The organism is Antrihabitans stalagmiti (assembly GCF_016482825.1).
Taxonomy (GTDB): Bacteria; Actinomycetota; Actinomycetes; order Mycobacteriales; family Mycobacteriaceae; genus Antrihabitans; species Antrihabitans stalagmiti.
In genome coordinates this window covers 500,575-513,276 of record NZ_JAEMNV010000003.1, presented here as the reverse complement: position 1 = coordinate 513,276, position 12,702 = coordinate 500,575, and the positions used below count along the sequence as shown (strand labels likewise).

Annotated in this window: 15 protein-coding genes and 1 pseudogene; 11 read left to right on the top strand and 5 right to left on the bottom strand. The window is 63.4% G+C overall.

Going from position 1 to position 12,702, the window contains the following annotated elements:
- Nucleotides 1-10 precede the first annotated feature (10 nt).
- From JGU71_RS11105 to JGU71_RS11085, 5 genes are all read left to right on the top strand, one after another.
- Entirely contained in the window at nucleotides 11-952 is a 942-nt protein-coding gene (locus JGU71_RS11105; protein WP_199704179.1) for an acetaldehyde dehydrogenase (acetylating), read from the top strand.
- Complete coding sequence (dmpG, locus tag JGU71_RS11100; protein WP_199704178.1) at nucleotides 949-1,992, top strand: 4-hydroxy-2-oxovalerate aldolase; 1,044 nt, start codon at nucleotides 949-951, stop codon at nucleotides 1,990-1,992. Before JGU71_RS11105 ends, dmpG begins: the two co-directional genes overlap by 4 nt.
- A complete protein-coding gene (locus JGU71_RS11095; protein WP_199704176.1) occupies nucleotides 1,989-2,756 on the top strand; it encodes an SDR family NAD(P)-dependent oxidoreductase in 768 nt (255 codons plus the stop codon). Before dmpG ends, JGU71_RS11095 begins: the two co-directional genes overlap by 4 nt.
- Before the next feature lie 191 nt (nucleotides 2,757-2,947).
- Nucleotides 2,948-3,418, top strand: a complete 471-nt coding sequence (locus JGU71_RS11090) for a DIP1984 family protein (protein ID WP_199704174.1) — start codon at nucleotides 2,948-2,950, stop codon at nucleotides 3,416-3,418.
- Nucleotides 3,419-3,667: 249 nt separating this feature from the next.
- Entirely contained in the window at nucleotides 3,668-4,096 is a 429-nt protein-coding gene (locus JGU71_RS11085) for a hypothetical protein (protein WP_199704173.1), read from the top strand.
- A 58-nt stretch (nucleotides 4,097-4,154) separates the two neighbouring features.
- On the opposite strand, the pseudogene JGU71_RS11080 reads toward JGU71_RS11085, so the two are convergent.
- Both JGU71_RS11080 and JGU71_RS11075 read right to left on the bottom strand, forming a co-directional pair.
- Nucleotides 4,155-4,544, bottom strand: a pseudogene (locus JGU71_RS11080) (hypothetical protein); the annotation flags it as partial.
- Nucleotide 4,545: 1 nt separating this feature from the next.
- Entirely contained in the window at nucleotides 4,546-5,190 is a 645-nt protein-coding gene (locus tag JGU71_RS11075; RefSeq protein WP_307829594.1) for an SDR family oxidoreductase, read from the bottom strand.
- 116 nt (nucleotides 5,191-5,306) lie between these two features.
- On the opposite strand from JGU71_RS11075, the gene JGU71_RS11070 reads away from it, so the two are divergent.
- The 3 genes from JGU71_RS11070 (at nucleotide 5,307) to JGU71_RS11060 (ending at nucleotide 7,109) form a co-directional block, all read left to right on the top strand.
- Nucleotides 5,307-5,828: a zinc-binding dehydrogenase gene (locus JGU71_RS11070; RefSeq protein WP_307829593.1), complete on the top strand. Its 522-nt coding sequence runs from the start codon at nucleotides 5,307-5,309 to the stop codon at nucleotides 5,826-5,828.
- A 133-nt stretch (nucleotides 5,829-5,961) separates the two neighbouring features.
- Nucleotides 5,962-6,246 (top strand): hypothetical protein, encoded by a 285-nt coding sequence (locus JGU71_RS11065; RefSeq protein ID WP_199704605.1) that lies wholly within the window; start codon nucleotides 5,962-5,964, stop codon nucleotides 6,244-6,246.
- Nucleotides 6,247-6,776: 530 nt separating this feature from the next.
- The gene (locus JGU71_RS11060) at nucleotides 6,777-7,109 is read left to right on the top strand and encodes a hypothetical protein (RefSeq protein WP_199704172.1); all 333 of its coding nucleotides are present in this window, start codon (nucleotides 6,777-6,779) and stop codon (nucleotides 7,107-7,109) included.
- A 171-nt stretch (nucleotides 7,110-7,280) separates the two neighbouring features.
- Here JGU71_RS11060 and JGU71_RS11055 read toward each other — a convergent pair whose 3' ends face one another.
- Together JGU71_RS11055 and JGU71_RS11050 are read right to left on the bottom strand one after the other, a co-directional pair.
- Complete coding sequence (locus JGU71_RS11055; RefSeq protein WP_307829592.1) at nucleotides 7,281-8,081, bottom strand: beta-propeller domain-containing protein; 801 nt, start codon at nucleotides 8,079-8,081, stop codon at nucleotides 7,281-7,283.
- Between the two features lie 106 nt (nucleotides 8,082-8,187).
- Nucleotides 8,188-8,745 (bottom strand): dihydrofolate reductase family protein, encoded by a 558-nt coding sequence (locus tag JGU71_RS11050; RefSeq protein ID WP_199704170.1) that lies wholly within the window; start codon nucleotides 8,743-8,745, stop codon nucleotides 8,188-8,190.
- A 103-nt stretch (nucleotides 8,746-8,848) separates the two neighbouring features.
- Between JGU71_RS11050 and JGU71_RS11045 the strand changes: the two genes are divergently transcribed.
- Nucleotides 8,849-9,472: a TetR/AcrR family transcriptional regulator gene (locus JGU71_RS11045; protein WP_199704169.1), complete on the top strand. Its 624-nt coding sequence runs from the start codon at nucleotides 8,849-8,851 to the stop codon at nucleotides 9,470-9,472.
- Nucleotides 9,473-9,677: 205 nt separating this feature from the next.
- Here the strand turns inward: JGU71_RS11045 and JGU71_RS11040 are convergent, their stop codons facing one another.
- Nucleotides 9,678-10,340: a TetR/AcrR family transcriptional regulator gene (locus JGU71_RS11040; RefSeq protein ID WP_199704168.1), complete on the bottom strand. Its 663-nt coding sequence runs from the start codon at nucleotides 10,338-10,340 to the stop codon at nucleotides 9,678-9,680.
- Between the two features lie 83 nt (nucleotides 10,341-10,423).
- Here JGU71_RS11040 and JGU71_RS11035 point away from each other — a divergent pair, with 83 nt between their 5' ends.
- Complete coding sequence (locus tag JGU71_RS11035) at nucleotides 10,424-11,437, top strand: oxygenase MpaB family protein (protein WP_199704167.1); 1,014 nt, start codon at nucleotides 10,424-10,426, stop codon at nucleotides 11,435-11,437.
- A gap of 45 nt (nucleotides 11,438-11,482) precedes the next feature.
- Complete coding sequence (locus tag JGU71_RS11030) at nucleotides 11,483-12,685, top strand: saccharopine dehydrogenase NADP-binding domain-containing protein (protein ID WP_199704165.1); 1,203 nt, start codon at nucleotides 11,483-11,485, stop codon at nucleotides 12,683-12,685.
- The last annotated feature ends 17 nt before the right edge of the window (nucleotides 12,686-12,702 follow it).

Genomic DNA, 12,702 nt, shown 5'->3' with positions numbered 1-12,702 from the left:
AGCTACCGCCATGCCCAAAACCAAAGTTGCCGTCATCGGTTCAGGAAACATCGGAACCGACCTTGTCATCAAACTAAAACGCGTCGCCGAATACCTCGAGATCGTTGTCCTCGTCGGCATCGACCCCAACTCCGACGGTCTCGCCCGAGCACGACGGCTCGGCATCGACACCGTCAGCAACGGTGTGCAGGGCCTGATCGACCACCCCGACTTCGCAGACATCGCCATCATCTTCGATTCCACGTCAGCACAAGCACACATAGCGAACGCAGAAGCGTTGCGGCCCTTCGGTAAACACCTGATCGACCTGACGCCCGCGGCGCTGGGCCCCTACGTCGTCCCAGCTGTCAACCTCGACCAACACCTCGCCGCACCCGATATCAACATGGTCACCTGCGGCGGACAGGCAACCATCCCGATCGTCGCTGCCATCTCGCGCGTCACACCAGTGCACTACGCCGAGATCGTCGCGTCGATCGCGTCCAAATCGGCTGGCCCCGGCACTCGCGCCAACATCGACGAATTCACCGAAACCACCGCCAAGGCAATCGAAGAGGTGGGCGGCGCGGCCCGCGGAAAGGCGATCATCGTGCTCAACCCCGCCGATCCGCCACTGATCATGCGCGACACCGTGCTCGCCCTCGTCAGCGCACCCGACCAGGACGCCATCCGCGAATCCATACAGCAGATGATCGCCACGGTGTCGGCGTACGTACCCGGCTACCGACTCAAACAAGAGGTCCAGTTCAGCCAGGTCGACGGCAACGTCGCCACCCTCATCGGCGACGACCCCGTCCCCGGACCGCTCTGGAAAGTCTCGGTGTTCCTCGAAGTCGAAGGCGCCGCACACTACCTGCCCGCCTATGCAGGCAACCTCGACATCATGACCTCTGCCGCGCTTCGAGTCGCCGAAACCCTCGCCGAGAAAACGACATTGGAGCTGGCACGATGACCACACCGACCCGCACCGCCGACGACGGCGTCGCTCTCTACATCCAAGACGTCACCCTGCGTGACGGCATGCACGCCACCCGACACCACATCACCCCCGCCAATGTCGCAGCTGTTGCCGCCGCCCTCGACCGTGCCGGCGTCGACGCCATCGAGGTCTCCCACGGCGACGGACTCGCCGGGCACAGCCTCACCTACGGCCCCGGCAGCAACACCGACTGGGAATGGATCGAAGCAGCCGCCGGCGTCGTCCACCGAGCACGACTGACCACGCTGCTACTCCCTGGGATCGGCACGGTCGCCGAACTCGAACGGGCGCACGCACTCGGCGTCACCTCTGTCCGCGTCGCCACCCACTGCACCGAAGCCGACGTTTCTGCCCAACACATCAGCGCCGCACGCGAACTCGGCATGGACGTATCCGGCTTCCTCATGATGTCGCATATGGCCGAGCCCGGCGAACTCGCGAAGCAAGCCAAACTCATGGAAAGCTATGGCGCGCAGTGCGTGTACGTCACCGACTCCGGCGGCCGACTGACAATGAACGACGTTCGCCAACGTGTCATCGCCTACCGCGACATCCTCGACGAAGCCACTCAAATCGGCATCCACGCCCACCAAAACCTCTCCCTCGCCGTCGCCAACTCGGTCGTCGCGGCCGAAGCCGGTGCTTCCCGCATCGACGCGTCTCTCGCCGGGCACGGCGCCGGTGCAGGCAACTGCCCGATCGAACCGTTCGTCGCCGTCGCCGACCTACACGGCTGGAAACACAACTGCGACCTGTTCGCCCTTCAGGACGCCGCCGACGACATCGTCCGGCCCCTGCAGGATCGCCCGGTCCAGGTCGACCGCGAGACCCTCACCCTCGGCTACGCCGGCGTCTACTCCAGCTTCCTACGACACGCCGAAACTGCAGCCGACCAATACGGCCTCGACACCCGAGACATCCTGCTTGCCGTCGGACGACGCGGACTCGTCGGCGGGCAAGAGGACCTCATCACCGACGTGGCGCTCGATCTCCAAGCGGCCGCGAACCAGTGACCGAACTCGACGGTTATGTCGCCGTCGTCACCGGTGGGAGTCGCGGAATCGGCGCGGCCATCACGCGAGCATTCACCGCGGCCGGCGCGACCGTCATCGTGCATTCGCGCGCTGACAGCGCCGCCGCGCGCACCCTGACCCGCGAGTTACGCAGCGGACCCGGCCGCGCCGTCAATGTGTTCGCCGACCTCGCCGAAACCGAGGGGCCAACCCAGATGTGGCAGGAATTCGACCGTGTCACAGCCGATCTCGGCCTACCACCCGAACTGGACGTGCTCGTGAACAACGCAGGCATCAACGCCCGCGGAACGATCGACACACTCACCCCAGCCGACTTCGACCGGCTCATCGCAGTCAATCAACGCGCACCGTTCTTCGTCACCCAACACGCCCTGCCGCGCATCCGTGACGGCGGCCGAATCATCAACGTTTCCTCCGGATCCGCCCGCTACGCCAGCCCGCACATCGTCGGCTACGCCATGACCAAAGCGGCGATCGAAAACTTCACCCGCAGCATCGCCGTCGAAGTTGGCCGCCGGGGTATCACCGTCAACGCGGTCGCCCCCGGCGTTCTCGATACCGACATGAATGCCGCGTGGCTACGGCACGACATCGATCAACCCCCGAGCGCGGCTCAGCACACCGCACTCGGCACGCTCGCCGACCCCGCCGATATTGCCGCCGTCATAGCGTTTCTCGCCAGCCCCGCGGCAGGAGCAATCACCGGCTGCGTCATCGACGCCACCAACGGAAACCGCCTGTGAAAATTGCAGTTGCCCCGGTATCGACGCGAGTCGACCGATAAGGATCGTTTGCCCAGGCATTGCGCCACAACGATTGTCGAAGCAATCGGCGTGCGTGGGTTCAGTCCATCTACTTTTTAGCCGCCCCGTGAAATTGGATGGCACATCGATCGCCGCCCCGCAATACTCGTAGCTGCTGCAAAGGAGGAAATGTGAAACTGGCAGAAGCGTTGGCCCTGCGTGCGGACAACGCACGCAAGGCGGAGCAGCTACGCACCCGAATCGTTGACAACGCGCGGTACCAGGAGGGCGAGACACCCGCTGAGAACGCGGCTGCGTTGCTCGCGGACTCCCAGGCTGTCTTCGATGAGCTGGAGTCGCTGATCCGTCGAATCAACAAGACCAACGCCGCGGCGACGGTCAACGACGGCACGATGACGGACGCGCTCGCACGAAGGGATGTGCTGAGGCTGCGCCACCGGACCGTCACCGCCGCGGCAGATGCCGCCTCCGGCACCGGCGGTCAGGGCGGGTACGCACGTCAGCTGCGTTCTGAGTTGACCTACGTTTCGGCGCTGCCCGTGGCCGAGATGCGTTCGACCGCAGACGATCTGGCACGGCAGCTCCGCGAGCTCGATGTCGAGATCCAGCGGCGCAATTGGGAGGTCGATCTGGTCGATTAGGCTGCGGCGGAAGCAGGTAACCGTTCGAGAGGCGAGCACACACCGCGGCTGGGCGGTACCCAGCCTTCTTGGTGCGCGGAGGGCAGCGCAGCGGGTTCGATTCCCGATCCGACAGGGCAGCCCAGCATCGGGCACAAGTGACCGTGTATTGCGTACATCGCACTACCGCGTGCTGATCTCGTCGGCGAGGGTGGGTATGGGGACCTCCGCTGCAGCAACAAAGAACAAGGCTGTATACCGTCGCTGTATATGAAGCAAAGGGCTGGAACGATCGCGGCTGCCGCGGCCTTCGTAGGAACGCTGATCCTGGCGAGTTGTGCAACCCAAACCGACGTGGCATCCACATTCACCGCAACAATGACAGTCACCGGCGAAGCGGACCAAGCATCTACAGAATCTGGCGAATGCGCCATCGAAGGGATTCGTGTTGCTCCCAACGACCAAATAAATCTCTTCGGGGACGGTGGCGCCGGATCCACCAGATCGATACTCGAAACCAAAACGATCGATCGAAATTTCGACGGCTCTGGAACCTGCACGTACACCGCATATTTCGATGCCATCCCTGCGAACCAGAGAAGCTACAACGCATACGTCGACGAGGGCTTCGCACAGCGGTCCTTCAGTGCTGACGAACTGAAGGATGGCGCTACTTACGTTCTGTACGGCGTCGCCTGAAAATGGCTAGCCGCGTAAGGCCGCGATTCGTCGCGCTGGTGTTTCGATGCCGTCACGACTAGTGCTTGAAAACATCCGCGTCGCCGGACTCGGTCTCCATGACGTCGCGGTGGAAGATCAACAGGTAGGCGAAGTACACGCCGCCGGCGAGGAGTAGGCCGAGCGAAATGAAGACGGCGGATCGCGCCTCTGCCGGCGACACAAGGATGAACACAACTAGGACCGACCACAACAGCGCACCGATGGCCACCGGCATCTCGATACGCCCGATATCGAATGCATCTTCCTGGCGACCCAGCCGTTTCCGTACCGCGAGATAGGGCACCACGATCGCGCGCGGAACGCTCCGAAAAGGATCCCTCGCTTCCTCGGCCATGTTCGCTGCGGAGTCGAACCCTACGAGCGTTGCGAGTCCCATGATCATCGCGGCCGCCAGTCCACCGCCGATCTCATCCAGCGCAGCCTGAGATTCCGCCGTCGAGCGGAATGATCGTGCCGGTCAGATAGGAGCCGGCGCGGGAGGCGAGGAACCGGACAGTGCCGATCAGATCGTCGGACTGTCCGTAGCGGCCGAGCGGGACGCGCTCGAGGAGTCCGGCCTCCACCTCTGGATCCGCCGCGGCGTGTCCGAGCATGTCCGTCAAGACAGGTCCGGGGGCGATCGCGTTGACGGTGATGCCGTCGGAGGCCAGTTGCTTGGCCAAATGACGGGTGACCATGTGCAGCCCGGCTTTGCTCGCACTGTACGAATAGTTTTCCCAGCTCGGCGTCGCCAAGGCGTCCACGCTGCCGATGTTGATGACACGAGCGGGCCGGTCGGGGCGGGCTGCCATACGAAGCAGCGCAAGCGTTCCCGTGATCAGGTAGAACGGCGCGACAAGGTTGGTGTTGAGCACCTTCGTCCAACCGGTGAGGGGAAACTCTTCAAGTGGCGCGCCCCACGTTGCCCCGGCGTTGTTTATGAGGATGTCGATGCTTGTCAGGTGCTCGTCGAGCCAGTCGACCAGGCCGCGCACCCCTTCCACCGACGACAGGTCACTGACGACGGGAGTGCATCGTCCCGCCGTTCGCGCAGCGGCGTTCCGCTGGAGCACTACCTCGGCATCCTTGGCATGACAGCCTGACCGCGTGGGCCGGAGTGTGCGACATTCTTCGGCCGGATCCGGGACATACCGTGTTGATCTCGGGTGCCTCTGGCGCCGTCGGAAGCGTGGCTGTCCAGCTCGCGAAGCAGGCGGGCTCACGGGTTGTCGGAATCGCAGGAGGCGCCGCGAACTGCTCGATGGTTGCCCGACTGGGTGCCGACGCCGTCGTAGATCGCAAGGCTTCCGATTGCAAGGAGCAGCTCGAAGCCGCAACACCACACGGCATCGACCGCCTCTTCGAAAACTCCGGAGGTCCGATGTTCGAGACATCGATCGCACGGCTGAACAACCACGCACGCATCGCGTTGTGTGGGTTGATCGACGGCTACAACTCGACCGAAAGACCGCCTGGCCCAAGCAACTTCGGACTTCTTCTCACCAAACGTATCCGCACACAGGGATTCATCGTGCTCGACTACATGGACCGTGCCGCAGAGGTTGAAGGCTTCCTTGGCGAACTCATCAGTTCCGGACAGTTGGAGGCCGTGCAATCCGTACTGCCCGGATTCGAGCAACTGCCTGCTGCCTTCGTGAACTCGTTCTCCAACAGCCAACCAGGCAAGCTGATCATCGACTTGACTGCGTAGCCGCCTCGATGGAGCCGGGTAGCCGAGTCCCGGGCATTACCTTGTCCTGACGTAGTTGGTAACAGTTACTCCACAGCTACGGATATGCGGGTGTCCCTGATAGTTCCGAGCCGTCTTTGTAGGAGGACCACATATGAAGCAGCGTGTAGCGATATTGACCGGGTTGGTAGGCACCGTCCTTGTGGCGCCACTGTTGACGACCGCCACCGCGAACGCCGACGTGTGGCAGCCAGTTCCGGGAATTTCGATCCCGATACCCGACGGTGTGTTCCGTGGCCTGCCCGGCGTCATCGCCACCCCGCCGCCCGGGCCAGCGCCGACCGAGGGCGCCCCCTGTGGAGACGGCGGCCACTGGGTTCACCTCGACGGTGGCAACGCGGCGCACTACGGCACCGAATGGCTGTGCGCCCAAGGCTGACACCCTCCTGGAGACGGGACCGCGCCGATCCAAAACACAAGGGGCGCGTGATGATCACCGGCACCGGCAGCGCGGGTGCAAGGATCATCGACGCCATCTGCCTCCCGACTGAGCGGTCGCGTTCGTAAGTTCGCAGGTGCCGGGCGGCAATATACTTACCCGACACGCGAACCGGCCGGAAGCCAGACCCGGAATCCCAACGTCGCCAATGCATTACCGACTTCACATGCCTGATCAGGCATGTGACGTCCGCAATCGGCGAGCGAGGTCACGATAACGCCCAGGAACGGGCTGTCGAGCCATCCGCTGACTCGTCTTCGAAGATCGGCTTCTCTCACTCGCTGCCAGCGCTACTGTCGATTCGAATCGACGCGTGAGCGGCGCCTGATGGGCTCAGGGAGGACTGCGATGAGCCGAGCGGTCGAGTCCCGAGCAGTCACCGACTTCCTTGACTGCGCAGTCCGCGGTCCTGCCGGATTGGTGGTGGAGGGTGAGGCCGGCATCGGCAAACCACCCTCTGGATTTATTTCATGACACATCTGATGTTTCTCGACAAACTCCGCGAGACACCCCTCTACGAACTCGACGGCGAAGCATTGGCCGGCAAGTCCAAAGAAGCGCTCATGTGGACAGCCGCCGCGCTCGGTCAGTACAACATCAGCCTCATCTTCGACGCGGTCCCCATGAAAGTGTTCCTACAATGCGGGCTCGACCTCGACCGCTGGTACCCGCTGCCACGCAGAATGCTTGCGACCCTTCACTTCATGCGCACACACCACGCTGACCGCGAACACCATCGGCAGACGCTCGACACCATTCGCGAGCGCTTCGACGTCAGATGCGGACCACTTCCACACAGCTGAGGCGGGAACTCGATTCCGTCACGAATGCGGCACCCACATCTGGTACGCGGCGATCGGAAGCGAAGGCACTGATCGCCAAAGCGTCCCCGCGGGGACGCTTCGAGAAAGGTGACGTCCCCGCGGGGACGTTTTTGAGGGTGATGGCCAGGCGGAACGCCTCCAACTACCCAGCTATGAGACGCGACCACCCCCTCCGACGCTCGGATATTGGGCCGTAATCGAACGAGGCGTGAACCGTTTCTGATCGGAGCCGTCGGGATTCATCGAAGCGAGTTCCGCGCGGTTCGAGGTCGATATGTCGACAACCAGCTCACCCGACTGCGTCGTTGCTCTCGTATAGAGGATGCGGGAACCGTCTGGGGTGAACTGCGGATGCACCGCATAGGTCTCGGTCAGCCGGGTGATCTCTCCGCCGCCGGCCGGCATCGAGTAGATCTCGGAGCCATTGTTGCCGCCGCGATTGCTAGAGAACACCAGCGTGGAACCGTCAGGAGAGTACGCGGGATCCGCGTTCCAGAACTGGTCCCGCAGAACCACCTTCGACTCTCCGCCCGCCACCGGAGTCTCGACAAGGTACCCGGCCACGTTGCAGATTATCCGCGACCCGTCCGGCGAGAACCTCGCTCCCGATCCCTCCGGAGCGATGACCCGCACGTCGGAACCGTCGATGTTCATGATGCTGATGTCGTCACCGCTCGTGAACGCGATGGAGGACCCGTCCGGCGAGAAGGTCGGCTGATAGCCACCTTCGTGCACGGTCCTTACATCGCCCGATTCGAGATCCACTAGGTCGATGAATTTGCCGCCGCGGGTGTAGGCCAACTGCTTGCCGTCCGGTGATACCGCGGCGAAGTTTCCGTATCGACCGTCGGACATGTCGTCGGCCACGGTCGGGGTGATCTGCCGCAGGCCGCTGCCGTCGACGTTGGCGACGAAGATCTGACCCCACCCGTCGTCGAAGGACACGATCACCGGCGCAGGCTCCTGGGGCGAGTCCTGCGCACACCCCGTCAGGGCGAGAGACGCGGCAACGAGAACGGGCACTAACCGGAAGCAACGCATCACGTGATCATTGCAGCTAGCGAGTTTGGTAGCGCGCGTAGATGAGTCCGCTGTCGAATGCCCGCTGCTCGACCAGGTCCAGATCGAGGCGAACGCCGTCGGGAAAGAATCGCTTGCCGCCACCGACCACGCTCGTCGTCATAAAGAGGTGGTACTCGTCCACCAACCCGGCAGCGATCGCCTGCGCCGCCAGGTTCGGGCCGTCGATGCTGAGGTCGTGATCGGAATCGGCCTTGAGCTTGCGCACTACGTCCGGGTCGAAGGTCCGCTCGATCCTGGTCTTTGCGCTCGACACCGACTCGAGTGTCGTGGAGTACACGACCTTCTCCGCGGCCTTCCAGTCGTCGGCGTACTGCAGGATGTGCGGCGGCACATCGGGTTTCGTGTGCACCGTTTCCCAGAACACCATCGTCTCGTACATCCGCCGGCCGTACAGGAACGTGCCTACGTGACGGAAGACGTCGCCGATGAAGGTGTGTACCTCCTCGTCCTCGGCGCCCGTGCCGAGATCTCCCTCCGCCGCCTCGGCGTAGCCGTCGAGTGAGGTGATCATCGAGTAGATCAGCTTGGCCATGGTCGACTCCCTTTCGCGAGGAGAGTCGGGTGACTCATCACTTGCAAACTAGCAAGCCGTCAGAGGTGAGTCAAGCGACTCACCTCTATGCAATACTGGGTGCATGTCACGCGAACTCTCTGCGTATCATCGGTCGGTTTCTACAACGAACCGTGCAGCCATTCTCGCCGCCGCAACGGACCTGTTCCTCGAACTCGGTTACGACCGAACATCTCTGGCGCGGGTTGCCGCGACCGCAGAGGTCTCCAAAGCGACGCTCTTCAAGCAGTTTCCGACCAAGGCGGAACTTTTCGAAGCAACGGTGCTCGCAGCGGGTGACACACCTGACAGAGAGCTCGAAGAACCGCCGTCCGGAGACTTTCGCGCAGGCTTGGTTGCCCTCGGCCTCGCCTACGCAGAGTTGCTGACGCGCCCGCGCATGGCGGACTTGATCCGGGCCGTCATCGCCGAGTCGCCGAAGTTCCCGGAACTGCGCGAGCGGACTTTCGATTTCGGCACGCTGCCAGTACTGGCGGCGCTGATGCGCTACTTCGGCGCGGAGAACGCTGCGGGAACCGCCGACATCGCCGATCCGGACGTGGCGGCAGCGCAGTTTCTCGGCATGATCGCCACCGTCGTCTTCTGGCCTCGCCTGGTTCACGGCAACTGGTCGCTATCCGAAGCGGAGACATTCCGAGTAGTGGACGAAGCAGCTCTCACGATGGTGGCACGCTACGCAAAGCGGTGAGAGCGAGTGTGGCGACGAGCTTCGGAACATCCGCTCCAGCAGGGATTCTCGTGGCATAGGGGATTTGCCCCCTCGGTCGTGACTGCCACAGGCCAACTTCTCACACCACGTCGCTGGAGGACGAGGGTGTTACGAGGGCGCTTGTCATGCTCTATCTCGTCTGCTTCGGCTACCGCCGCGCAGTCACCGAAGGTGGATCGCAGTGCTAGCTGGCGAATTCGGGCTCAACCGCGCCGTACGCGATGAGCCGGCCGATCGTCCGGGCGGTCGCTTCCCTACCGGCGTCGTCGAGTTGGTCTCGCAAAACTCGACGCATCGCAGGCATGGTGATGCCGACCATCGCATCGGCTACCGCCGCGGTGTCCAAATCCTCTCGCAGATAGCCACTTTCGACCCCATTGGCCAGGTATCCGGCTGTCGTCACGGCGAGTTGGTCGGTGAGGTCGTCGATCGCGTCGGGCCGGGCGGCCTGCGCTTGGACAAGTAGGACGCGGACAAGGACACTTTCGCGAGCGGCCATGTCGAGTAGTCGGTGCGCGACGGCGGTGATCTGGTCGACGAACTGTGCAGCCGTCCGTACCGGCGAATCGCCGACGCCATCTTCGCGCATCGCCGCCAGTATTCGACGTACCGCGTGGCCGACGATGTGGTCCATCAGATCTTCTTTTCCGGTGAAGTACCGGTAGATGGTGCCCTGCCCGACGCCGAGATGGTCGGAGATATCGGCGATGCGCGTGTTCGCGTAGCCACGCTGATCGAACACCACGCATGCGCCGTCGGCGATCTCTTTGCGGCGCCGCTGGGTGAGGTCGTCGTCGGTACTGCCTGCGCCGTTGGCGCTCTTACGCGGTTTTTCGGTTGTGCGCATACCGAATCCTAACTGCTGCAAAACGGGGACTGAACGATCAGTCAGCCTTGCGAGTAACCGAAGGCAACAGCTACAGTGACGGAATGAATCCTCAGTCAGCAATGAAGCCGGCGACCAAAAAGACTCTCACCAGCGCAAACGAGCGGCTGCTGCAATACGGAGATCGCACGCGGCGCGGGTCCGCTGCCCACACAGTGCTCAGTGACGGGACGGCGTTTTATGCGATGCTGCCGATCCTGACCTATGTGGTGCTCAACGAAGGCAGCAGCAAGGGCGTCGACGATCACGACCCGGTGGCCGGTGTCGCCGTTCGGGACAACGTGCGGTTCGGGACAGCCGTGAATCGGCTGGTGGACACCATGGATCTGGTTGCCGGACTGCTTTTCGCTGACGACGAGGAGCGAGAACTGATCGCGAAAACGATCGGCGAACTGCACCGATTCGTAGAGGGCACCCTCGACGACGGCACCCGGTATCACGCCTGGAACAAGGAGCTGTGGGCCTGGACCTGGGCCGGGATATTGAAGCCGGTCATCGATGCCTACGAGATTCTGCATGGGCCGCAATCGCAGGAATTCCTCGACGACGCCTATATCGGGACGTTGCAACTCGGTGATCTGATCGGCGTTCGAGGGCTGCCCGACACCTATGGCGAGTTTCTCGAGTACTGGGAGAAACAGTGGATCCCGAAAGCTCTGGACACCGGCACAGGTCGATTCATCGCGAATCTGCCGGTCAATTTGCCGCGGCCGGCCACCGCACCGTGGATACCGCAGGCGGTGTGGAACACGATCTACTGGCCGGTCCGCAATGTGCTTCTTACCAGTTCGTTCATTGTGATGGAGCCACGACTTCGGCACTTGATCGACATCGAACCGACCCCGGCGGACCGAGTCAGTGTCGGCGTACATCGCCTGATCTGGCGTGCGGTGCCGCGTGCGCTCACCGGCGAACTGTTCGGTACCTACCTCACTCTGCGGCTGCGCTACGGCAACACCAGCTGGAAGCGTCACTACTCCCCTGCAGCGCTGGCCGACCGCCGCAAACAGGTCGAACACGCTCGAGCACAAGGGCTTCCGCAACCGAAGCGGCACTGATACGCAGGCCGACCGCACACTCCCGACGACGATAGGCTATTTCCGATGACCCCCACTTCTCGACGCATCCTTGTGCTCGGTGCCACCGGTTTCACCGGCCGCCAGGTCGTGTCCGACCTCATCGGGCGCGGACAGACCCCGACACTGGTCGGCCGCTCCACCACGCGCCTCGCCGCGGTCGCCGAATCGCTCGGCACCCAACTGCCAATGCTCCAGGCCGATGTCCGCGACGACGAGGCGATCACTACATTGATCGGTAGCGACGACGTTGTCGTGTCCACTGTCGGACCGTTCCAGCGCTGGGGGCGCGGGGTCGCGCGAGCCGCCGCCGACGCGGGTGCGGTGTACTTGGACTCGACCGGCGAACCTCCCTTCATTCGCTGGGTCTTCGACGAACTTCGCACCGCCGCAACGACATCCGGAGCCACGCTGGTGCCGGCGTTCGGTTACGACTTCCTGCCGGGCAACCTCGCGGGTGCGCTCGCCGTCACGCGCGCCGCCGGTAGAGCCCGCCGCGTCGAAATCGGATACTTCCTGCTCCCCGGAACCAACGACTTCGACCGACGCGCCACGCTGCGAGACACCATCGAACTGACCACCGGCGCGACCCGTGCCTCCCTTGTCGGCGTGATCGCCGAACCCGCATTTGCCTACCGGCCGAACGGATCCGGGTCGAGTCTGATGACCGAAATGAGCGGACAACGGTTACACCGCTTCCGGTTTCGTGACATCGCCCGCGCGGGCATCACCATCGGCGGTTCCGAACACTTCGGGCTTCCTGAACTGTTCCCCGAGTTGGAGTCGGTCGATGTATGTATGGGCTGGTTCAACGGCTGGTCGCTGCCGGTCCAGATCGTGTCGACCGCCTTGTCACCGGTCATCGATACCGCCCTCACGCGCCGGTTGCTCGACTCGATCGCGCAACATCTACCCGGCGCCGACCGAACCCCAACCCGGTCGGGAACCTCGTTGGTTACCGCGATCGCCCGCGACGGCGCCGGCCGCATCGTCGAGCAGGTATCGCTCGCCGGACCCGACCCTTACACCATGACCGGGCGACTACTCGGCTACGGCGCCGCACACGCCACCGACCACCCGCTGACTCCAGGCGTGCGCGGCCCGGTCGCAGCGTTCGGACTGAGCGAATTGCACACTGCCGCAATCGAGCTCGGCCTATTCGAAGTCACCGACACCGCCGGAGCACCGGCAGTCGGAGCGTCCATGGCGAGCAGTGGGCAACCCCGATGAGCAGCCGACGCGGCGTT